This is a genomic window from Billgrantia aerodenitrificans (assembly GCF_021404405.1).
In the GTDB taxonomy this organism is placed as follows: Bacteria; Pseudomonadota; Gammaproteobacteria; order Pseudomonadales; family Halomonadaceae; genus Halomonas; species Halomonas aerodenitrificans.
The window spans coordinates 1-19,988 of record NZ_JABFTV010000016.1 but is presented as its reverse complement, the minus strand read 5'-3'; the positions used below and the strand labels follow the sequence as shown (position 1 = coordinate 19,988).

18 protein-coding genes are annotated in these 19,988 nt (G+C 67.4%); 4 read left to right on the top strand and 14 right to left on the bottom strand.

The features are described 5' to 3' along the window. Window positions 1-12: 12 nt before the first annotated feature. Window positions 13-1,230 (bottom strand): beta-ketoacyl-ACP synthase I, encoded by a 1,218-nt coding sequence (fabB, locus tag HOP59_RS22015; RefSeq protein WP_234255596.1) that lies wholly within the window; start codon window positions 1,228-1,230, stop codon window positions 13-15. Window positions 1,231-1,244: 14 nt separating this feature from the next. After that, window positions 1,245-1,760, bottom strand: coding sequence for a 3-hydroxyacyl-[acyl-carrier-protein] dehydratase FabA (gene fabA, locus HOP59_RS22010; RefSeq protein ID WP_103969102.1), 516 nt, complete (start codon window positions 1,758-1,760; stop codon window positions 1,245-1,247). A gap of 245 nt (window positions 1,761-2,005) precedes the next feature. On the opposite strand from fabA, the gene HOP59_RS22005 reads away from it, so the two are divergent. Next, window positions 2,006-3,868, top strand: a complete 1,863-nt coding sequence (locus tag HOP59_RS22005; protein WP_234255595.1) for a putative bifunctional diguanylate cyclase/phosphodiesterase — start codon at window positions 2,006-2,008, stop codon at window positions 3,866-3,868. A 5-nt stretch (window positions 3,869-3,873) separates the two neighbouring features. Here HOP59_RS22005 and HOP59_RS22000 read toward each other — a convergent pair whose 3' ends face one another. From HOP59_RS22000 to HOP59_RS21965, 8 genes are all read right to left on the bottom strand, one after another. After that, window positions 3,874-5,127, bottom strand: coding sequence for an SAM-dependent methyltransferase (locus HOP59_RS22000; RefSeq protein ID WP_234255601.1), 1,254 nt, complete (start codon window positions 5,125-5,127; stop codon window positions 3,874-3,876). A gap of 2 nt (window positions 5,128-5,129) precedes the next feature. Next, on the bottom strand, window positions 5,130-5,903 hold the full coding sequence (locus tag HOP59_RS21995; RefSeq protein ID WP_234255594.1) for a DUF1365 domain-containing protein: 774 nt from the start codon (window positions 5,901-5,903) through the stop codon (window positions 5,130-5,132). Beyond that, complete coding sequence (locus HOP59_RS21990; RefSeq protein WP_234255593.1) at window positions 5,900-7,240, bottom strand: NAD(P)/FAD-dependent oxidoreductase; 1,341 nt, start codon at window positions 7,238-7,240, stop codon at window positions 5,900-5,902. The genes HOP59_RS21995 and HOP59_RS21990 overlap by 4 nt, the downstream gene beginning before the upstream one ends. 3 nt (window positions 7,241-7,243) lie before the next feature. Then, window positions 7,244-8,029: an SDR family NAD(P)-dependent oxidoreductase gene (locus HOP59_RS21985; RefSeq protein ID WP_234255592.1), complete on the bottom strand. Its 786-nt coding sequence runs from the start codon at window positions 8,027-8,029 to the stop codon at window positions 7,244-7,246. Window positions 8,030-8,058: 29 nt separating this feature from the next. After that, complete coding sequence (locus HOP59_RS21980; protein WP_234255591.1) at window positions 8,059-8,499, bottom strand: nuclear transport factor 2 family protein; 441 nt, start codon at window positions 8,497-8,499, stop codon at window positions 8,059-8,061. A 35-nt stretch (window positions 8,500-8,534) separates the two neighbouring features. Then, the gene (gene phrB, locus HOP59_RS21975) at window positions 8,535-9,950 is read right to left on the bottom strand and encodes a deoxyribodipyrimidine photo-lyase (protein ID WP_234255590.1); all 1,416 of its coding nucleotides are present in this window, start codon (window positions 9,948-9,950) and stop codon (window positions 8,535-8,537) included. A gap of 20 nt (window positions 9,951-9,970) precedes the next feature. Next, window positions 9,971-10,885 (bottom strand): MerR family transcriptional regulator, encoded by a 915-nt coding sequence (locus tag HOP59_RS21970; protein WP_255777261.1) that lies wholly within the window; start codon window positions 10,883-10,885, stop codon window positions 9,971-9,973. Between the two features lie 132 nt (window positions 10,886-11,017). After that, a complete protein-coding gene (locus HOP59_RS21965; RefSeq protein ID WP_086508014.1) occupies window positions 11,018-11,398 on the bottom strand; it encodes a sirohydrochlorin chelatase in 381 nt (126 codons plus the stop codon). 134 nt (window positions 11,399-11,532) lie between these two features. Here HOP59_RS21965 and HOP59_RS21960 point away from each other — a divergent pair, with 134 nt between their 5' ends. Then, a complete protein-coding gene (locus HOP59_RS21960; RefSeq protein WP_234255589.1) occupies window positions 11,533-12,444 on the top strand; it encodes a TIGR01777 family oxidoreductase in 912 nt (303 codons plus the stop codon). An 18-nt stretch (window positions 12,445-12,462) separates the two neighbouring features. Here HOP59_RS21960 and rapA read toward each other — a convergent pair whose 3' ends face one another. Together rapA and HOP59_RS21950 are read right to left on the bottom strand one after the other, a co-directional pair. Beyond that, window positions 12,463-15,414 (bottom strand): RNA polymerase-associated protein RapA, encoded by a 2,952-nt coding sequence (gene rapA / locus HOP59_RS21955; RefSeq protein ID WP_234255588.1) that lies wholly within the window; start codon window positions 15,412-15,414, stop codon window positions 12,463-12,465. A 153-nt stretch (window positions 15,415-15,567) separates the two neighbouring features. Next, window positions 15,568-16,368: a TlpA family protein disulfide reductase gene (locus HOP59_RS21950; protein WP_086508016.1), complete on the bottom strand. Its 801-nt coding sequence runs from the start codon at window positions 16,366-16,368 to the stop codon at window positions 15,568-15,570. A 131-nt stretch (window positions 16,369-16,499) separates the two neighbouring features. On the opposite strand from HOP59_RS21950, the gene HOP59_RS21945 reads away from it, so the two are divergent. Both HOP59_RS21945 and HOP59_RS21940 read left to right on the top strand, forming a co-directional pair. Then, complete coding sequence (locus HOP59_RS21945; protein ID WP_086508017.1) at window positions 16,500-16,742, top strand: hypothetical protein; 243 nt, start codon at window positions 16,500-16,502, stop codon at window positions 16,740-16,742. Further along, on the top strand, window positions 16,729-18,309 hold the full coding sequence (locus tag HOP59_RS21940; protein WP_234255587.1) for a phospholipase D family protein: 1,581 nt from the start codon (window positions 16,729-16,731) through the stop codon (window positions 18,307-18,309). Before HOP59_RS21945 ends, HOP59_RS21940 begins: the two co-directional genes overlap by 14 nt. Before the next feature lie 12 nt (window positions 18,310-18,321). On the opposite strand, the gene HOP59_RS21935 is transcribed toward HOP59_RS21940, so the two are convergent. Both HOP59_RS21935 and HOP59_RS21930 read right to left on the bottom strand, forming a co-directional pair. Continuing rightward, window positions 18,322-19,653, bottom strand: a complete 1,332-nt coding sequence (locus HOP59_RS21935) for a sensor domain-containing diguanylate cyclase (protein WP_234244216.1) — start codon at window positions 19,651-19,653, stop codon at window positions 18,322-18,324. Between the two features lie 125 nt (window positions 19,654-19,778). Then, a partial coding sequence (locus HOP59_RS21930; protein ID WP_234255586.1) for a hypothetical protein occupies window positions 19,779-19,988 on the bottom strand: 210 nt, incomplete at its 5' end.

Here is a 19,988-nt window from a genome sequence, read left to right as displayed (position 1 = left end):
CGCCTGCCTGGATCAGTCGCGGTAGCGCTGCAGCACCAGGCAGGCATTGGTGCCGCCGAAGCCGAAGCTGTTGGAGAGCACGCGATCCACGCTGACACCGTCGCGCAGACTGGTCACGATATCGAAGCCGGCCGCCTGGTCGTCGAGCTCCTCCACGTTGGCCGAGGCAGCGATGAAGCCATGCTCCATCATCATCAGGGAGTAGATGGTCTCCTGCACGCCGGTGGCGCCCAGCGAGTGGCCGGTCAACGACTTGGTGGAACTCATGGGCGGCGTGGAGTCGCCGAAGACCTCACGGATGGCCTTGAGCTCGGCCACATCGCCCACCGGCGTGGAGGTGCCGTGGGTGTTGATGTAGTCGATGGAGCCGTCGACGCCGGCCATGGCCTGACGCATGCAGCGCACTGCGCCCTCGCCGGAAGGGGCGACCATGTCGTGGCCGTCGGAGGTGGCGCCGTAGCCGACCAGCTCGGCGTAGATCTTGGCCCCGCGTGCCTTGGCGTGTTCGAGCTCCTCGAGCACCAGCATGCCGCCGCCGCCGGCGATGACGAAGCCGTCGCGGGCCTTGTCATAGGGGCGCGAGGCCTTCTCGGGCGTCTCGTTGTACTGGGTGGAGAGCGCGCCCATGGCATCGAACAGGCACGACAGGGTCCAGTGCTCCTCTTCGCCGCCGCCGGCGAAGACGATGTCCTGCTTGCCCAGTTGGATCTGCTCCATGGCGTTGCCGATGCAGTGGGCCGAGGTGGCGCAGGCGGAGGAGATGGAGTAGTTGACCCCCTTGATCTTGAACGGCGTGGCGAGACACGCCGAGACGGTGCTGCCCATGGTACGGGTGACCCGGTAGGGACCGACCCGGCGCAGGCCCTTCTCGCGCATGACATCGGCCGCTTCGACCTGGTTGGCGCTCGAGGCGCCGCCTGAGCCGGCGATGAGCCCGGTGCGCTCGCTGGACACCTGCTCGGGAGTGAGCCCGGCGTCCTCTATGGCCTGTGCCATGCTGACATAGGCATAGGCCGCGGCATCACCCATGAAGCGGCGCAGCTTGCGGTCGATCAGGGCGTCGAGATCGATGTCCACGACCCCGGCGACATGGCTGCGAAAGCCAAGTTCAGCGTACTCCTCCTTGAAGCGAATGCCCGAGCGCCCATTCCGGAGCGCCTCGACGACCGCCTGCGGGTCGTTGCCCAGGCAGGATACGATGCCCAGGCCGGTGACTACCACTCGTCGCATGGAAGCCTCCTGTATCAGAAATTCGCGGTAGAGGTGAACAGACCGACGCGCAGATCGGTGGCCTGGTAGATATCGCGGCCATCGACCGACACGGTGCCATCGGCGATGCCGAGAATAAGACGCCGGGTGATGATGCGCTTGATGTCGATCTTGTAGGTGACCTTCTTGGCGTCGGGCAGGATCTGGCCGGTGAACTTCACCTCCCCACAGCCCAGGGCGCGGCCACGGCCGGGATTGCCCAACCAGCCCAGGTAGAAGCCGACCAGTTGCCACATGGCATCGAGCCCCAGGCAGCCGGGCATGACCGGGTCGCCGGGAAAATGGCAGTCGAAGAACCACAGGTCGGGATGGATATCCAGCTCGGCGATCAGCTCGCCCTTGCCGAAGTCACCACCGTCCTCGTAGATGCGGGTGATGCGATCGAGCATCAACATGTTGGGCGCCGGCAGCTGGGCGTTGCCGGGGCCGAAAAGCTCGCCGCGGCTACATGCCAGCAGTTCTTCGCGTTCGAAAGAGTGTTGCTTGGTCACTGAGTCGTTCCGAGTCACAGTTGTAATGGGCCTTTCCGCATGCAGTGCAGCGGCGGCTTGGCGCAGAGCCGACCCGCCCGGGCGGCCCTGCCTAGTCTACTGGCCGTGGCCCTCGATTGCACGTCAGGCATGACGCGACCTTCACCACGGATTAAAGTGTCGGCGTCAAGTGTCGATACTCAATGAAGGGTCGATGCATTGCATGGGCGCACTTTACTCTCTCCACCGTCATTGCGGGATCTCACATGCGGCCATCCTCCGCCTTCAACCGACCGCTGCTCTGGGCTGCCATGGTAGCGCTGCCGGCCTGCATCTGGCTGCCCGACCCCGGTTTGCGGACGGTGGCGGTCGGTATCGTGGCTACCGGGCTGTGGGTGGCTTGGCGTCAGATCAAGCACGATCGCCAGCACGCCGACCTGATGCAGCAGGCGCTGATGCTTTCCGAAGAGGGCGTGCAGATCACCGATGCCGACAATCGCATCCTCGCCGTCAATCCCGCCTTTACCCGGATCACCGGCTTCACCGAAGACGAGATTCGCGGGCTCAACGCCGCCAGCCTGGCGGCGGCGCGGCATGATGCGGCCTTCTTCAAGCGTTTCTGGCAGACCCTGCACAGCAAGGGGCGCTGGGAGGGTGAAATCTGGAATCGGCGCAAGCAGGGGGACGAATTCCCCGAGTGGCTGCGGGTCAAGGCGGTGACCGACGGCCGCGGTCGCATCACTCACTACGTCGGTACCTTCACCGACATCTCGGTGCACAAGGCCCGTGAGCAGGACCTGCGACGCATCGGCTTCGAGGATCCGCTCACCGGGCTACCCAACCGCCGCCGGCTGCACGACCTGATGACCTCGCGTCTGCGCCACCTGCGCGCCGGCGAGAGCCTCGACATGGCGATCATCGACATCGACGGTTTCAAGTCGGTCAACGACAGCCTGGGCGTGGAGCAGGGCGACCGCTTGCTGGCCCGCTTCGGCCAGCGTCTGGCGCACCATGTAGCGGGCGGGGTCGTGGGACGTCTGGGCGGCGACGAATTCCTGGCCATTCGCACCACCACCTTCGATGATCATGATAAATGGATCGCCGGTCTGCGCGACCACCTGGGCGAGCCGTTCGAGGTTGGCAGCAAGACCCTGCGCCTGGGGCTCTCCATCGGCAGCTGTCGCGCACCGGAGGATGGCAAGGAGTCCGGCGTGCTATTTCAGCGCCTGGAGTCGGCGCTCTATTCCGCCAAGCGTCACGGGCGCAACGTCAGTCGGCGCTTTCGTCCGGCGCTCGACGTGCAGGACTCTCCGCAGATGGCGCTGGTCTACAGCCTGCGCGACGCCCTGGCCAACGGCGAACAGCTCGAGCTCCACTACCAGACCCAGCATCGCGTGATGGACGGTGCCGTGGTCGGCATGGAGGCGCTGCTGCGCTGGCGGCACCCGGAACACGGCATGGTCTCGCCCGGCGACTTCATTCCGTTGGCCGAACGCCATGGGCTGATGGGACCGCTGGGCAACTGGGTGATCGACGAGGCGCTGGCGCAAATGGCGCGCTGGCGCGAGATGGGGCTCCCACAGCTGCCGGTATGGATCAATATCTCGGCGATCCAGATGTTTCAGGGCGAACTGGAAGCGGCACTCGCCTCTGGCCTGGCCCGGCATGGTATCGAGCCCTCTCAGTTGGGGCTGGAGCTTACCGAGTCGGTGCTGCTCGACGAGCGCGCCGGCGACATCGTGCCGCGGCTGGAAGCGCTGCGCACCAAGGGGCATCGCATTGCCATCGACGACTTCGGTATGGGCTATTCATCGCTGAGCTATCTGAAGAACCTGCCGCTGGACAAGCTCAAGCTCGACCGCGCCTTCATCCGCTCGTTGCCCGACGACCCCGCCGATGCCGCCATCGTCAGCGCGGTGCTGGCCATGGCACGCGGACTGGGGCTCGACGTGGTGGCCGAAGGCGTTGAAACCCACGGTCAGCTCGGCTTTCTGCAGCAGGCCGGCTGCCGTCTGGTACAGGGGTACCTCTACTCCCGCCCGGGGCCGGCAGAGGTGATCGAGGCCCAATGGCAGGCGCTCAAGACCGACTCGGCGGGGCTGATGCTACGTGCCGAACCTACTGCATAGCACCATTAGAGCCGGGGTACAGGTCGGGCTCCGGGTTTGGCCAGCAGCAGCTGGCTGGTGCCGATGGAGCGCTCGGTGAACCCCGCTTCGCAGTAGCACAGGTAGTAGCGCCACAGGCGAATGAAGCGTTCGTCATAGCCCAGCCGCTGCACGGTCTCCAGGTTGGCTTCGAAGCGGTGGCGCCACTCGCGCAGCGTGCGGGCGTAGTGTGGGCCAATCTCCTGCAAGGCCACCAGGTTGAGCGAAGTGCACCGGGTCAGGCCATCGAGTATGGCGCGATGCGAAGGAAGAAAGCCGCCGGGGAAGACGTGGCGCTTGATGAAGTCCACCTCCCGCCTGGCCGCCTCGTAGCGCTGGTCGCGAATGGTGATGGCCTGCAGCATGGCCATGCCGTCGTCCGCCAGCAGTCGATCCAGCGTGGCCAGGTAGGTGTCTAGGTACTGATGGCCGACGGCCTCGATCATCTCCACCGAGATCAGGCGGTCATAGCGGCCTTCGAGTTCGCGGTAGTCCCGTTGCAGCACCTCGACCCGGGACTCCAGGCCCGCTTCGCGCACGCGCTGCCGCGTATGCCGATACTGCTCGACGGAAATGGTCGTGGTGGTGACCCGGCAGCCGCGGGTCAGAGCGGCATGGATGGCCAGGCCGCCCCAGCCGGTGCCGATCTCCAGCAGATGATGCTGCGGCTGCACGTCGAGCTGGGTCAGCAGCAGGTCGAGCTTGTGGGTCGAGGCCTCCTCCAGGCTGGCTTCCGGATGCGGAAAGACGGCGCTCGAATACATCCAATGACGCTGATCGAGGAACAGGGCGAAAAGCTCGTTGCCGATGTCGTAGTGAGCGGCAATGTTGCGCCGGGCGCGGCTTCGCGTGTTGCCCAGCAGTCGCTGGCCCAGGCTGGCCAGCCAGATGCCTGCCCGCGCCACTCGCGAGCCCACATCGCCGTCGAGCTGCTCCATGTTGATGGCACATAACCGAATCAGGCTGACCAGGTCGTCGACGTCCCAGTCGCCGTCGACGTAGGCTTCGGCTGCGCCGAGGCTGCCCCCCAGCGCCAGCCGCCGCCATGTCCTCGCCCGACGCACCACCAGCGTGACCTGCAGCGGCCCCCCCTGTCCCAATCGGTGGCACTGGCTGCCCTCGATCAATGTGATGGTGCCGCCCACCAGGCTGCCGAGCTGAGCCAGCATGCGCGGCCGGAGCCAGCGTATCAGGGCCGATTCGGATTCGGCCAGCGGCCGCTCGGGGTGAGTGCGGAGCATGTTCACGGCGTGGTCTCCTTGCGCTGTGGGTGATCGTGGACGGGTACCCCCTTGGCCCAGAGCCTGAGTGCCTCGTAGTGGATGGCAGCGAGGGTCTTGAGATTCATCCAGGGCTGGCGTGCCAGGGCGGCGAGCAGCGCCGGGCGCGTCGCGGGGCGCATCGTCAGGGCCAGACTGGCATCGAAGTGACGCTCTCCCTGGCGCCAGGTCTCCATGTGCAGGGCCAGCGTCTCGCCCGGGGTGTCGAAGCGCCAGCGGTAGGTCATGTCCAGCGGCATGAAGGGCGAGACATGCAGGCTCTTGGTGAACTCGGCGGCGTGGGCATGCCGCCCCGGCTCCACGGCACAGGCGTAGCGGGCCCGCTCACGCCACGGCGTGTTGGTCACCTCTCCCAGTACGGCGCCCAGGGCGCCGCCCTCCTCCTCACGGTGATAGAGGTAATAGAGCGAGATGGGGTTGAAGCCCGAGCCCAGCGTGCGCAGTTGGGTGAGCAGGCAGACCCGCCCTTGGGGCGCCTGGCCGAGCTGGCGGCACACCTCGGCACGTGCCACCTCGGCCAGAGGTGGGGCGAACGGCGTCAGATAGTCCTCGCGACGAAAGCGGGCCAGGGCCGGGCGGCGGGCGCTGAAGCCCGGTACGCCGTCGAACAGCTCGGGAAGCTCGTCGAGGTCGAGCCACAGCATCCACACCGCATATTCGAAGCGATGATGGCGGGGCAGGTGGCGACGATGCTGCAGCCTGCCATGGCAGACACGCGAGCGCGGATGGGCCGTCATGGGCTGAGCGCTGCCATGCTGGGCGTGCCCAAGGCGCGCGTACCGTTGTCGTCGCAGCCCAGCGCGTGGGCCACCCGCAGCGCGCTCCACACCCCGTCTTCGTGAAAGCCGTTGCGCCAGTAGGCGCCGCAGTAGTGGGTGCGCAGAGGGCAGCTCGAGATCTCGCCATGCCGGGCCTGGGCGTGCTGACCGGCCAGGCTGAACTGAGGGTGGGCGTAGCGAAAGCGCCCCAGCACTTTGTCAGGGTCGATGGCGCCGGTGTCGTTGAGGGTGACGCAGAAGGTGTGCGGCGCCTCGAGCCGCTGCAGGATGTTCATGTTGTAGGTCACCGAAGCGCGAGCATCGTCGCCGCGACCGTCCAGGCGGTAGTTCCAGCTGGCCCAGGCGCGTGGGCGCCGCGGCAGCAGACGGGTGTCGGTGTGCAGCACCACTTCGTTGTCGGCGTAGGGCAGTGCGCCCAGCACCTCCCGTTCGGTCAGGCTGACATCCTCGAGCAACCGCAGCGCCTCGTCGGCGTGGCAGGCCAGCACCACCTGATCGAACCCTTCCTGGCCCCGCGAGGTGGTCAGCACGACGCCGTTGGGGCGGCGGCGAATCCCTCGCACCGGCGTGGCGAGCCGGATCCGCTCGGCGTAGGGCGCCGTCAGGCCGGGGATGTAGGTACGTGAACCGCCGACCAGGGTGTACCACTGGGGGCGCTGGCGCAGCGACAGCAGGCCGTGATGATGGAAGAAGCGAACGAAGAACAGCGCCGGCATGCGGCGCATCTCCCCCAGGCTTGCCGACCAGATGGCCGCGCCCATGGGCAGCAGGTAGCGGCGCTGGAAGTCGCTGCCGAAGCTCCAGGTGTCGAGATACTCGGCCAGGGTCAGCGCCGCCGGCAGCCGCTCGTACCTGAGGTCGTCGCTGGCCTGGCGATTGAAGCGCAGGATGTCGGCCAGCAGACGGTAAAAGCGCGGGCTGGTGAGGTGGCGACGCTGCGCGAACAGCGAGCCGAGGGTATGGCCGTTGTATTCGAAGTCCCGCTGCGTCTCGTGCACGGAAAAGCTCATCTCGGTGGGCTGCACGGCCACGTCGAGCTGTGTGAGCAGGCGCTGGAAGTGCGGGTAGGTACGGTCGTTGAAGACGATGAAACCGGTGTCGATGGCGTAGTGGCGCCGGTCGAGTTCGACGTCCACGGTGGCGGTATGTCCGCCCAGCCGCTCCGCCGCCTCGAACAGGGTGACCTGATGACGGGCGCTGAGGTACCAGGCAGCGGCCATGCCGCTGATGCCGCTGCCCACCACGGCGATGCGCTGGTTGGGAGCGGCCGGGCCGGGCTGAAACGAGGCGGTCATGGGTCAGGTCTCCATGGCGGGATGACGCACCAGCCGTTTGCCCAGGCGATAACGCAGCGGCGGCGGCAGCAAGCCGAGCAGGCGGAGGCCGTAGGTGAAGCGGCGGGGAAAGTGAATGTCGAGGCGACGCTGCTCCAGGCCGCTGACGATGGCCTGGGCCGCCGCTTCGGCCGAAATTCGCATGGGCATGGCGAAGTCGTTGCGCGCGGTCAGCGGCGTGGCGACGAAGCCGGGATGTATCACGCTGACATCGATGCCCTCATGGGCCAGGTCCAGGCGCAGCGACTCGAGATAGTGGCTCAGGGCGGCCTTCGAGGCACCGTAGGCTTCGGCCCGCGGCAGCGCCAGGTAGGCCGCGGCGCTCGAGGTCGCCGCCAGCTGAGGGCGCCTGCCGGTCTGACGAGCCTGGCGCAGCAGCGGCAGCGCGGCGCTGATGCAATACACTGCGCCGAAGAAGTTGACCGCAAAGACGCGCTCGACGAGAGCGCTGTCCAGGTGTGGCGCATCGAGGTATTCGCAGGTGCCGGCGTTTAGCACCGCCAGGTCGAGGCGACCGAAGAGATCGCCCAGGTGGCGACCGGCCGCTTCGACGGCGCCACGGTCGGTCACGTCGAGGGGCAGCGGCAAGGCATTGTTTCGACCCTCGCACAGCGCCTTGAGCGCCGGCTCGCTGCGGCCGCTCAGCGCGACCAGGTGGCCCCGGTCGAGCAGGCGCTGCGCCACGGCACGACCGATGCCCGAAGTGGCGCCGGTCAGCCAGATCCGCCGTGTTTCGTTGGGAGACGTCATGCCTGCTCCTCGCTGCGTGAGCCCGTGCGCTAGTTCGCCATCCGTCGCTTCAGCCAGCGCACCATGCCGCCGAGGACGGGCAGCTGCTCGTAGAGCATCGCGCCGGCGTCGAAGTAGTCGCGATGCCGACTGACGCGCCCGGGATGACGGGTCGAGAAGGTCAGCTGCGAGCAGCCTTCCACGGCGACGGAGTGGCCCCCGGCCAGGCGCGGATGTCTCAACTGCATGGTCCAGGTGACATAGGCCTGTTGCTCCACCCTCACGCTGTCGTGAAAGACGAAGCGGCACTCTGTCACGTTGTCGTACAGCTTGAGGAAGTGCGCCTCGAGCGCTTCCACCCCCTCGATCCGATGGAATGGATCGATGAAGGTCACATCGCGAGTATATAACTCGTACAATAATTCTGTACAGTTTTTGTCTAGTTTATTGAAGGCGGCGCAGAAGGCCGCCAGGGGGTCGTCCCGGTGCATGGCGATATCTCCGTGGTCGAGGGTAATGCGTGTGGTCAGGTGCCGGGTGGCAGCGACTTGAAAGCCTCCAGCGCGCGAGCGCGGGCCGCCTTGTGATCGACGACGGGGCGGGGGTATCCCACCCGCTCGCACTGCGCGGCGCTGGGGGCGTGGCGATCCCGCGGCGCCAGTTCCGCTAGTTCGGGCACGTACTCGGCGATGAAGCGGGCGTCCGCATCGAAGCGGCGCGATTGGGTGGTGGGGTTGAAGATGCGGAAGTAGGGCGCCGCATCGGTGCCGGTGGAGGCGGCCCACTGCCAGCCGCCGTTGTTGGCACAGAACTCGCCGTCCACCAGATGCTGCAGGAAGAACGCTTCGCCTCGTCGCCAGTTGATCAACAGATGCTTGCTCAGGAACATCGCCGCGATCATGCGCAGGCGATTGTGCATCCAGCCGGTGCGGACCAACTGGCGCATGGCAGCGTCGACGATGGGGTAGCCGGTACGCCCCTCGCACCAGGCATGGAAGCCGGCTTCGTCATCCTGCCAGGCCAACGCCTCGGTGTGGCGCTGGAACGCCCGGTGGCGGCAGACCCGGGGGAAGCCCGTCGCCACGTGGTGGTAGAACTCACGCCACACCAGTTCGTTGACCCAGCTGACGATGCCGGCATCGCCTTCCGCCAGACTGCCGTCGTTTTCGCTCAGCGCCGCCTGCAGGCACTGACGATGCGAGATCATGCCCAAGGCCAGGTAGGGGGATAGTTCACTGGTCCCGGCCAGGCCCGGAAAGTCACGCTGGGTGGCGTAGTGGCGGGCCCGGAAGCGCAGGAAGCGCTCCAGGCGGTCGGCCGCCGCGGCCTCGCCCGCGGGCCAGCGCTCGGCATCGACGGGGGGCGCGGGCAGCGTGGGCGGTTCGACCCGCTCGGCGGCGATACCCGGGGATGGCTGCGGCGCCGGTGTCTCCCGCAGCGCCAGGCGCTCGGGCGTCAGCTGGCGCTGCCAGGCCCGCGCGAAGGGGGTGAATACGCCATAGAAGTCGCCCTTGCCGGTCAGCAGTTCGCCTGGGGCGAAGGCCACGCTGTCGTGGTGGCCGGTGGCCGTGAGGCCGGCGTCGGCAAAGGCCTTCGCCACGGCCCGGTCGCGACGCTGCTCGTCCAGTGGGTACTCGTGGTTGAAGTGCAGCTCGTCGGCGCCGATCTCGCGCGCGATCTGCAGCAGCGTGGCAGGGGCGTCGTCGAAGCCGGCAATGTCCCGATGCAGCAGCGGGATGCCGAGGCCGGCCAAGGCTTCCTTCAGGGCGACGACGCCGCGATGCCAGAAGTCGAGCTTGTTGGTGCCGTGCCCATGGCGCTGCCAGTGCGGCAGGCTGCGCAGAAAGACGGCGACCACCGGGCCGCGCCGCGTTGCGGCTGCCAGCGCCGTGTTGTCATGAATGCGCAGATCGCTACGAAACCATACCAATGCGCGGATCATGGCGGTCGCCTCGCCGAGGGTCAGGCGTCCTGGATCAACGACCGCAGGCGCGCCATGGCCTGAGGCAGGTCGTCGCCCAGCAGTTCCACCAGGCTGTCGGCCAGGTCGCCGTCACGGATGCGCGCCACGGGGCCGCACAGGCCCAGCGGGGCGTCGAGCTGCTCGGCCAGCCGTGGCAGCTGGCGGCGAATCAGGTCGGCCCGCTCGGCCCGGCCGCTGACCAGCAGCACTGCCGCTGCCTGCAAGCGCTCGACGGCCAGGGGAAGTTCGCTGAAGGGCAAGGCGCTGTCGAGCAATTGGATACGATAGCCGGCATCGCTGGCGGCCAGGGCGGCCAGCAGCAGCCACAGAGTCCCCGGGTCGTCGGGCAGCGGTACGATCAGCAGTAACGGCCCTCTGGCGAGCTGGTTGGCGTGGTAGAGACGTATGCCGATGCGGGTGCGCAGGAAGGACTCCAGGCAGCGGCGCTGCAGGGTGGCGCCGAGCTGGTCGCGCCAGCGCTCCTCGAGCTCGCGTGTCACCGGCTGCCACAGCTCCGTCAGGCAAGTGGTCACGGGGTAGAGCGCCAGGCTCTGGGTGAACAGGGTCTCCATCTGGCCGCGGTCGAGTGCCTCGACCGCGGCGACCAACTGGCGCTGCTGGCTGGGCCAGTCGCCCGAGGCGGGTTCGGGGGTCGGCGCAGAGGCGGGCTGGTCGATGAGCTCCTTGACCTGGCTGACCGGTACGCCACGGCTCAGCCATTGCAGAATGCGCTCGACCCTCTCGATGTCCTCGCGAGCGTAGAGACGATGGCCCTTGGGGGTGCGCTGAGGGCGGATCAGGCCGTAGCGGCGCTCCCAGGCGCGCAGGGTCACCGAGTTGACACCGGTGATTCGGGACACCTCGCGGATCGGATAGAGCGGTGTGTCGGCCGGGTGGCCCCCCTTTGCGGTCATGCGCGCCTCTGCTCGTTCGTTGTATGGACCTTGCCATCACCTGGATTCGTCTGCCTGGCTGGCCGTCGTTACGGGTGGCAGCAGAGAATATTGTACACTACTCGAACGGTGTACAACTGATGGAGGTCATGGTCAAGTCGGTAGTGCTTCTCCTGCCTGCTCGGCGATCACGGCGGCCAGGGCCTCGACGAAGGCCGGATGCTCGCCCACCGGGGGCAGCAGCTGCAGATCGACGCTGGGGTGAGCGGAGCGTAGCGCCTCGACCTGGGCCGGCACATCCTTGCGCAGGTGACGCCCGGCGGCGAAGAATAGTGGCAGGATCTCGGCCCGCTGGATGCCCGAGGCGGCAAGTTCAGCCACGGTACTTTCCAGTGAGGGTTCGCTAAGCTCCATGTAGGCGAGCTTCAAGTTCGCCTCCATGCGAGCGGCGAGCGCCTCATGAAGGCGTTCGAACGGGGCCCGCCACTTGGCGTCGCTAGAGCCGTGGGCGAGAAGGATCAGGCTGTAGGACATGGCTGTCTCCCGAAAGCAGGCAGGATGCTGGCAGGTCGGCGCCCCGGCGCTACCAGGGCTCTTGCAATTGTCGCCAGCATAGCAGAGGTGTACAACGGCTGTATAACGAAAGGCAGCGCTGCGGAGGGATTGCGATGCGGGTACTGATCACGGGTGGCAGCGGTTTCGTCGGGCAGCGTTTGTGCCTGCGCTTGAAGCAGGCCGGGCATCGCCTGCAGGTGGTGTCGCGCGATCCGGACGCGGCCAGGAGCAAGCTGCCCCAAGGTGCCGACATAAGGCGCTCGGTGCTCGACTTCGTCGAGTCGCCCCCGGATGCCATCGTCAACCTGGCGGGCGAGCCGATCGCCGCCCGGCGCTGGAGCGACGAGCAGAAGAACCGGCTGATCGACTCACGGGTCAACGTCACCCGCGATCTGGTGATCCTCTGCGAGCAGCTCAAGCAGGCCAACGGCAAGGCGCCCGGCGTCATGGTCTCGGGCTCGGCCATGGGCTATTACGGCGATCAGGGTGAAGTGGAGGTCACCGAACAGACCCCACCCCACGACGAGTTCGCGCATCGCCTGTGCAAGCGCTGGGAGGATACCGCCAGAGAGGCGGCGGATTTCGGCACGCGGGTGGCGCTGCTGCGCACCGGGCTGGTGCTGGATACGGGCGGAGGCAGCCTGGAGAAGATGCTGACGCCCTTCAAGCTGGGCCTCGGGGGACGCTTCGGCAGCGGTCGCCAGTTCATGCCCTGGATCCATCGAGAAGATCTGGTGCGCAGCATCCTGTTCCTGCTCGAGCGCGACGATCTCGAGGGGCCGTTCAACGGCAGCGCACCGCATCCCGTCACCAACGCCGAGTTCACACGTACCCTGGCCAGGCAGCTGCATCGCCCGGCCGTCATGCCGGTGCCGGCGATCGTGCTGGAGACCGCCTTCGGCGAGATGGCGCGGCTGTTGCTGACCGGTGCCGACATGCGCCCGGCACGCCTGCTCGAGGCTGGGTTCGAGTTTCACTTCCCGACCCTCGAGCAGGCGCTGGCCGATATCCTCGGCAAGTCCTGACGCATACCGCCGCGAGGCTCAGCGGCCCTCGTCGCCCACCGTGACGATGACCCGCACGGCGTCCAGCCGCAGCCGCGTGCCTTCGATGGCGCCGTCGAGTTCGCCACGTTCGCGGCGCAGCGCCTCGAGCTCCGCTTCGCGCACCGCCGGGTTGAGTCGTGCCAGTGCCTCCAGCCGGGCCAGCTCGCCGTCGAGCTCCCGGCGCATGCGGACCTGAGCCGCTTCGACGATGCTCGGCAGCTCGCGCTCGGCCTCCTGCTCACCCTGTGTCAGCAGTTCGCGCAGCTGGTCGTGGCGGCTGCGAATCAGGTCCCGGGCCATGGCCTTCTTGACCTTCTGCAGGTTCTTGGAAAGCCCGGTGAAGGAAACCTTGTCGCTGAGCACGGCGCCGGACTCGTCGAGCAGCACGCGTACCGCGGTCGGCGGCAGGAAGCGATTGACGTGCAGACGCTTCGGCGCCGGGCAGTAGGTGCGGAACACCAGCTCCGCCATCAGCCTGCCGGCGGGAATCGCCGGGTGCTTGAGCAGGGCGAGCGCGGTGTTGCCCATGGTGCCGTCGAGGATGCGCGCCATCATTTCGCGCAGCAGCGGGTGCTCCCAGGAGAGCCGCTGCACGTCGTCGCGGGCCAGGGCGCGAGCGCGCGACAGGGTTGCGGTGAAACCCTCCTCGCCCTTGGCCAGGCCGGGCAGGCCGTCGAGCATCTGCGGGCTGGGCTGCAGGTGCAGCAGGCCGCCGCCGAGCTCCTGGCTGTCGACGCCGAAGATGTCCAGCGCCTGGTCGAGGTAGCGCGACAGCGCCGGGTCGTGGTCGAGTTCGCGGATCGCCGTGGCGACCGCCTCGGCCCGATCCGGACGGCAGGCATTGAGTTCCAGCAGACGGTTGCGCCCGGCGTCGCGCTGGGCCAGGCGGTTCTCGAACAGGGCGCGGGTCTCGGCGATGACGTCGTCGAGGGCCTCGTCGTCGAGCAGCGCCTCGGCCAGGGCATCGCCGAAGGCGTCGAACAGCTCGCTGCCGACCCCGTGGGGAGCGTCGAAAGCGTCCATCCCCTCGCGAAACCAGCGCAGCAGACGCGCCCCGGGGCTGGCCTCGAACAGCGGCACGTGGATCTCGATGGCGTGACGCTGGCCGATACGATCGAGCCGGCCGATGCGCTGCTCAAGTTGATCGGGATGTTGGGGCAGGTCGAACATCACCAGATGGCGGCAGAACTGGAAGTTGCGTCCCTCGGAGCCGATCTCGGAACAGACCAGCACCTGGCTGCCCTCCTCCTCGTCGGCGAAGGCGGCCGCCGCGCGGTCGCGTTCTACCAGCGTCAGCCCCTCGTGGAATACCGGCGCATGAATGCCGCCCAGTACCCGCAGCGCTTCGGCCAGGTCCTGGGCGGTCTCGCGGCTGTGCGCGATCACCAGTACCTTGTCGTTGGCGAAGCCCTGTTCGCCGTCGTCGGCGAGGCGCTCCATCAGCCAGTTCACCCGCGGGTCGATCTGCCACCACGGCTCGGCGTTGAGCGGATCGTCGGAAAGCGCGCGGTAGGTGGCGTCGGGGTAGATCAGCACGTCGGGATGGTCGAGCCCGGTCTCGATCAGCAGTTCGTCGAGATGGTCCTCGTCGCGCTCGAGCTTGCGCAGTACCCGGCGGTAGGCCGAGGGCAGAGGTAGTTCGGCCAGGTGCAGGTGGCGCTCGGGAAAGCCGCCCACATGGCGACGGCTGTTGCGGAACATTACCCGGCCGGTGCCATGCCGGTCGAGCAACTGCTCGCGCAGCTGGTCTCGTGCGCTCTGCTGTTGCTGCGGGCCGCTCTCGGGGTTGGCCAGGGTGTCGAGCAGGGCCAGGCTGTCATGCTCCTCGATCACCGTGGCCACGACGGCACGGTCGCGTTCGCCGCCGGCCGGCAGGCGTTCCAGGGCGTCGATGGCCTGGGCCACTTCCACGTAGTGCTGCTCCTCTTCGCGAAACGCTTCCAGGCTGTGGTAGCGGTCCGGGTCGAGCAGGCGCAGGCGGGCGAAGTGGCTCTCCAGGCCCATCTGCTCCGGCGTGGCGGTGAGCAGCAGCACCCCCGGCACGCGCTTGGCCAGACGCTCGACGCAGGCGTAGCCGGCGCCGACCTGCTCGGCGCTCCAGTCGAGATGGTGCGCCTCGTCGACGATCAGCAGGTCCCAGTCGCAGGCGGCCGCCTGTTCCTGGCGCTGGGGGTTGGCGAACAGCCACGCCTGGCTGGCCAGAATCAGCTGGCCGGACTCGAAGGGGTTGGCTTCGGCCTGGGCCAGGCTCTGCTGCTCGTCGAGCAGGGTCACCTCGAGGGCGAAACGGCGCAGCAGTTCCACCAGCCATTGGTGCATGAGGCTCGGCGGCACCAGGATCAGGGCGCGCTCGGCGCGGCCGGTGAGCAGCATGCGGTGCAGGATCAGACCGGCCTCGATGGTCTTGCCCAGGCCTACCTCGTCGGCCAGCAGTACCCGCGGCGCATGGCGCCGGGCCACTTCGTCGGCGATGTAGAGCTGATGGGGAATCAGGTCGATGCGCGGGCCGGCTAGGCCCAGCGCCGGATTCTGCTCGATGCGATGATGGTGGTGCAGGGTACGAAAGCGCAGGTCGAACCAGTCGTTGCGGTCGACCTGGCCGGTGAGCAGGCGGTCGCGGGCCTGGTCGAACTGCATGCTGTCGGCCAGACGCGCCTCGGGCAGCTCGCGCAGCTGGCCCTGGTCGTCTTCGCCGATGTAGACGATCAGACCGTCGACTTCCTTGCTGTCGTCGACGGTCAGGCTCCAGCCCTCGGCGGACTGGATGCGGTCGCCGCTGCCGAAAGCCACACGGGTCAGCGGTGCCTGGCGGCTGCTGTAGGTACGGGTTTCCTGGCTGGCGCCGAACAGCACGGTAACGCTACGGTGGTCGCAACTCAGGATGGTGCCCAGGCCCAGGTCGGCCTCGCCGTCGCTGATCCAGCGTTGGCCGGGTGAAAAGTCGCTCATGATGCCTCGGTCGATGCTGAACACGGTGCGCACGCTGCCGCCGCAGCATGGCTTCGGCGGGCAGGGCGGGCGATTCTATCGCAAAGCCCGCGCTGGCTTAAGGCTGGTGGAGACGAGCGGGAAATGGTAGGGAGCGGCTGTTACCGGTGGTAATCAGTGGCGTCCCAGCCAGGTATCGAGCTGCGCCCGCGACAGTTCGCCCACGTGGCGCTCCACGGCGCGACCTTCGCGGTCGAACAGCACCGTGGTGGGAAGCCCCGGCGATTCCATGGTGCGGATCATCTGCTGGTTTGGATCGAGCAGCGGATAGCGGAACGCGAGCTCCTGCTCGTCGAGGTAGCGCGCCACCTGGAGCAACTCCTCGCCTTGGTTGATCACCACCGCGGTAACGCCGTCGCGGGTGTCGGCCTCGGCCAGCAGCGGCATTTCGCGCAGGCAGGGCGGGCACCAGGTGGCCCACAGATTGACCACCACCAGCTCGCCCTGAAGCTGCTGCAGGTTGACCGGCTCGCCGTCGAGGTTCTCCAGGGTGATGTCGGGTAGCTCGCGCAGCGGCATGTCACCGCCGAAGGGGGCCAGGGTGACCAGCACCAGCCACAGCGCCGAGGCGCCGACGGTGAGTCCCATGGCGCCGATCATCGACAGCAGCCGGTCGCGCAGTGCCCAGCCGGTCCAGATCAGCGCGGCGAGCAGCCCCCACAGGCCGTGATAGCCGGGCTGCCAGAGCCTCAACACGTCCAGCGGGGCAGCGGCATAGGCGTCGAAGTTCAGCGCCACGTGCCCCAGGCGGGCGCCTACCAGCCAGGCCAGCAGCAGGCCGTTGAACCAGCGCGACCGCGCCGAGGGCGAGAGCCCCAGCAGCAGCCAGGCGGCGAGCAGCAGCAGCAGGGCACAGCCAATGGCATAGAGGCGCGGTACGGATATCAGCACGGGGCCCAGGGCAAAGGCGTCCATTGGCTCGGCTCCAGCATTTAGGGTCGGCGCAAGCGCCGTGACCGGGTAAAATCACTCACTTGCATAAAGTAACGCGTCAGGCAGAGCAAGCCTACTGCCCCAGGACGGCGCTGTCACCGGCGGGAGCCTACATGGCACACAAGACCTTCGATACCCTGCGCGCCCTGGCCATCGGTAGCCAGGCGCTGGGCTTCATCCTGATCATCACGCTGGAAACGGTCATGGGGGGCGAGGCCGCCCGGCCCTGGCAGGGAGTGACCCTGGGCGCCATGGTGGCCTTTGCCCTGGCGCTGGCCGTGGCGCGGCTCTATCGGCGCAACAAGGCGCGCAAGGCCATGGCTCGCCGTCTGGCAGAGCACGATGACGAACCCTGATCCGGACGCCAGGCGCCGCGCCCGCGGTTGGCTGCTGGTGCTGTGTGGCGTACTGCTCCTGCTGCTGCAAGGCTGTGCCGGCAACGCGGCGGTGCGCGAACACGGCGCACCGTTGACCCCGGCCGAACGCGAGGCCACCTGGCTGGGCCAGTGGGCGCGCCTGAGCGGCTCCGCGCATCCGGGCAAGAGCGGCTTCGCGCTGCTCTCCAGCGGCCAGGATGCCTTCAGCCTGCGCGTGCTGCTCAGCGAGCAGGCCGACCGCAGGCTCGATATCCAGACCTACCTGATGGGCGACGGACAGACCACCCGGGCCTTGCTGCACCGGCTGCTGGGGGCCGCCGAGCGCGGCGTCGAGGTGCGTCTGCTGATCGATGACATCGGTGCGGTGGGCCAGGGTCGGCAGCTGGCTGCGCTCGACAGCCACCCCAACGTCCAGGTGCGCGTCTACAACGCCTTGAGCGTCGGCCGAGGCACGCTGACAGGCCGTGTGCTGGCCTCGGCGCCCCAGGCGGCGCGTCAGCATCGGCGCATGCACAACAAGCTGTGGATCGCCGACGACGCGCTGGCCATCGTCGGCGGTCGCAACCTGGGCGACGAGTACTACAGCGCCAGTGAACCGCGCAATTTCACCGATCTCGACCTGTTGGCCCTGGGGCCGGTGGTGGACGCGTTGTCGCAGAGCTTCCATCTGTACTGGAACCACGGCCTGGCGCAGCCCATCGGCCGCTATCACCAGGTCGATGAGGGCGCCTGGCAAGCGTTGCTGACGTCGCTCGCCGAGTGGTTCGAGACCAGTATCGACTCGCCCTATTTCGCCGACCTGCGCCAGCGCTATGCCGACATCGAGCAGGGGCCGCTGGTCGGCAAGCTGCACTGGGGCGAGGGAGTGGCGCTGTGGGACCCGCCGGGCAAGCCCGCCTGGCGGGGGCGACCGGCCTTCGGGCGCACCATGGCCGGCGCGCTGCTCGACCAGGTGGGGGAGCCGAGCGAGCGGCTGACACTCGTGTCCGCCTACTTCGTGCCAGGCAGACAGGGAACCCGGCTGCTGACGGAACTGGCCGAGGCCGGCGTGGAGGTCGAGATATTCACCAATGCCCTGGAGGCGACCGATGTACCGGTGGTGCACGGTGCCTACCAGGCCAGGCGGGCGGCATTGCTCGATAGCGGGGTCGCACTCTATGAGATGCGTGCCGAGCACGAGCCGGATGCGGATATCGGCTTCAGTGTGGGGTCTTCGGCCTCTGCCCTGCACATCAAGGCGCTGGGCATCGACGCCGATCGTGTCTTCGTGGGGTCGCCCAACGCCGACCCGCGCTCGGTGTGGTGGAATACCGAGGTGGGCGTACTGGTGACCAGCCAGGGCCTGGCCAACGAGTTTCAGCGCCTGACCGAGATCGGCAAGTCGCCGGCGCTCAGCTACCGGGTCGGGCGTACGCCGTCGGGGCGGCTCTACTGGCAGGCCCTCGTGCAGGGAGAGTCGGTCGAACTGCTGCGCGAGCCCGGCAGCCTGTGGCGGCACGGTGGGGCCGGGGTAAGTCGGCTGCTGCGGCTCGAACCGCTGCTGTAACGCGCGGCGGCATCACTCGTGGGTGTCGGCGATGCCCACCCGGTTGCGCCCCGCGCGTTTGGCGCGATACAGCGCGCTGTCGGCGCGTGCCAGTATCGCCTCGGGGTCGTCGCCCCGGCGATATTCCGCGATTCCCAGGCTGATGGTCACGGCCAGGCCGTGCAAGCGGGTCTCTGCCACCTGCTGGCGCAGCCGCTCGGCGAAGATCGAGGCCCCCTGCGCCGTGGTGTCCTGCAGCAGGATGGCGAACTCCTCGCCGCCCCAGCGGGCGAGCAGATCGGTGCTGCGCAGGGTCTGGCCGACCAGGGTGGCCAGACGCTTGAGGATGATATCGCCCGTGTCGTGACCGTGCTGGTCGTTGATCGACTTGAAGTGGTCGATGTCGAACAGCAGCAGCGAGAAGGTGTTGTCGCTGCGCTCGGCCTGGCGCACCGCCTTGCGCATGGCGACATCGAAGGCGCGGCGGTTTTGGGTGCCGGTCAGGTGATCGCGGGTGGCCTGCTGCTCCAGCTCTTCTTCCAGGCGCTTGCGTTCGGCGATGTTGTGGAAGACGGCAATGAAGTGGCGGATCCTGCCGCTGTCGTCGTAGACGGCCGTGATCGCCTGCCACAGCGGATAGATGTCGCCGTACTTGTTGCGATTCCAGATCTCGCCCTGCCAGTGGCCGGTTTCCAGCACCGCCTGCCACAGCTGAGCGTAGAAGTGCTTGTCGTGGCGACCCGACTTGAACAGTCGAGGGGTCTCGCCTATCACCTCTTCCGGTAGGTAGCCGGTAATGTCGGTGAAGGCCTGGTTGACCCGTTCGATGCGCATCTCCGGATCGGTGATCAGCGTGGCCTGGCCGGTCTGGAACACGCTGGCGAGCAGCCGCAGTTCCTCCTCCTGGCGCTTGCGCTCGGTGATGTCCTCCTTCACCGCCACGAATCGTACGATCCGGCCGCTGTCGTCGCGTACCGGGGTGATGGTCTCGGCTTCCCAGTAGAGCTCACCGTTTTTCTTGCGGTTCTGCAGCTCGCCGCGCCACACCCGGCCGCTGCGCAGGGTCTGCCACAGCTCGCGGTAGACGTGGTCGGGAGTCATGCCCGACTGGATCATGGCCGGCGTCTTGCCGATCAGCTCCTCGCGCGAGTAGCCGGTCACTTCGAGAAAGCGTCGGTTGACGTACTCGATGCGCCCCTCGGTGTCGGTGATCGCCGTCGCTGCCGGACTCTGTTCCACGGCAATGTAAAGCTGATAGAACTTGACCCGCAGCGTGTCGAGATCGACGTCGGGCCAGTAAGGGTGGAACATGGCGCGCTCGCTTTCGCTGCCGCCATGCGCTGCTTCATGCTCGCCGTTCTTCACGAGCACCTCCGTGCGAGTAGAACTTGTTCTAGCGCAAGTCTCTTATGGTTTTGCTTGTATTCCCTGGCTTGTAACGTTCGTCCAACGGGGCGCCTGGCGACCCGGTCGCGCAGCATAGCGCCTTTTTACGGTGCATTCACGTCGATGTTGACCCGCTCGAAAGGCATTGAGGCGGCGAGGGAGGGCGGCGAGACGAAAAAAGGCCTCGCAATCGCTGAACTGCACCCCGAAAGTTGGACACCCAATCCAACCTTCGGGGTGTTTTTATGAGCAATCGATACGATGAGGGGTTCAAGCTGCTGGTGGTGCAGCAGTGTTTGCACGATGACACCAGC

Excerpts from the sequence above, each read along its gene's own strand:
- fabB (WP_234255596.1), bottom strand. The coding sequence starts at position 1,230 with ATGCGACGAGTGGTAGTCACCGGCCTGGGCATCGTATCCTGCCTGGGC.
- HOP59_RS22005 (WP_234255595.1), top strand. The coding sequence starts at position 2,006 with ATGCGGCCATCCTCCGCCTTCAACCGACCGCTGCTCTGGGCTGCCATG.
- HOP59_RS22000 (WP_234255601.1), bottom strand. The coding sequence starts at position 5,127 with ATGCTCCGCACTCACCCCGAGCGGCCGCTGGCCGAATCCGAATCGGCC.
- HOP59_RS21995 (WP_234255594.1), bottom strand. The coding sequence starts at position 5,903 with ATGACGGCCCATCCGCGCTCGCGTGTCTGCCATGGCAGGCTGCAGCAT.
- HOP59_RS21990 (WP_234255593.1), bottom strand. The coding sequence starts at position 7,240 with ATGACCGCCTCGTTTCAGCCCGGCCCGGCCGCTCCCAACCAGCGCATC.
- HOP59_RS21985 (WP_234255592.1), bottom strand. The coding sequence starts at position 8,029 with ATGACGTCTCCCAACGAAACACGGCGGATCTGGCTGACCGGCGCCACT.
- HOP59_RS21980 (WP_234255591.1), bottom strand. The coding sequence starts at position 8,499 with ATGCACCGGGACGACCCCCTGGCGGCCTTCTGCGCCGCCTTCAATAAA.
- phrB (WP_234255590.1), bottom strand. The coding sequence starts at position 9,950 with ATGATCCGCGCATTGGTATGGTTTCGTAGCGATCTGCGCATTCATGAC.
- HOP59_RS21970 (WP_255777261.1), bottom strand. The coding sequence starts at position 10,885 with ATGACCGCAAAGGGGGGCCACCCGGCCGACACACCGCTCTATCCGATC.
- HOP59_RS21965 (WP_086508014.1), bottom strand. The coding sequence starts at position 11,398 with ATGTCCTACAGCCTGATCCTTCTCGCCCACGGCTCTAGCGACGCCAAG.
- HOP59_RS21960 (WP_234255589.1), top strand. The coding sequence starts at position 11,533 with ATGCGGGTACTGATCACGGGTGGCAGCGGTTTCGTCGGGCAGCGTTTG.
- rapA (WP_234255588.1), bottom strand. The coding sequence starts at position 15,414 with ATGAGCGACTTTTCACCCGGCCAACGCTGGATCAGCGACGGCGAGGCC.
- HOP59_RS21950 (WP_086508016.1), bottom strand. The coding sequence starts at position 16,368 with ATGGACGCCTTTGCCCTGGGCCCCGTGCTGATATCCGTACCGCGCCTC.
- HOP59_RS21945 (WP_086508017.1), top strand. The coding sequence starts at position 16,500 with ATGGCACACAAGACCTTCGATACCCTGCGCGCCCTGGCCATCGGTAGC.
- HOP59_RS21940 (WP_234255587.1), top strand. The coding sequence starts at position 16,729 with ATGACGAACCCTGATCCGGACGCCAGGCGCCGCGCCCGCGGTTGGCTG.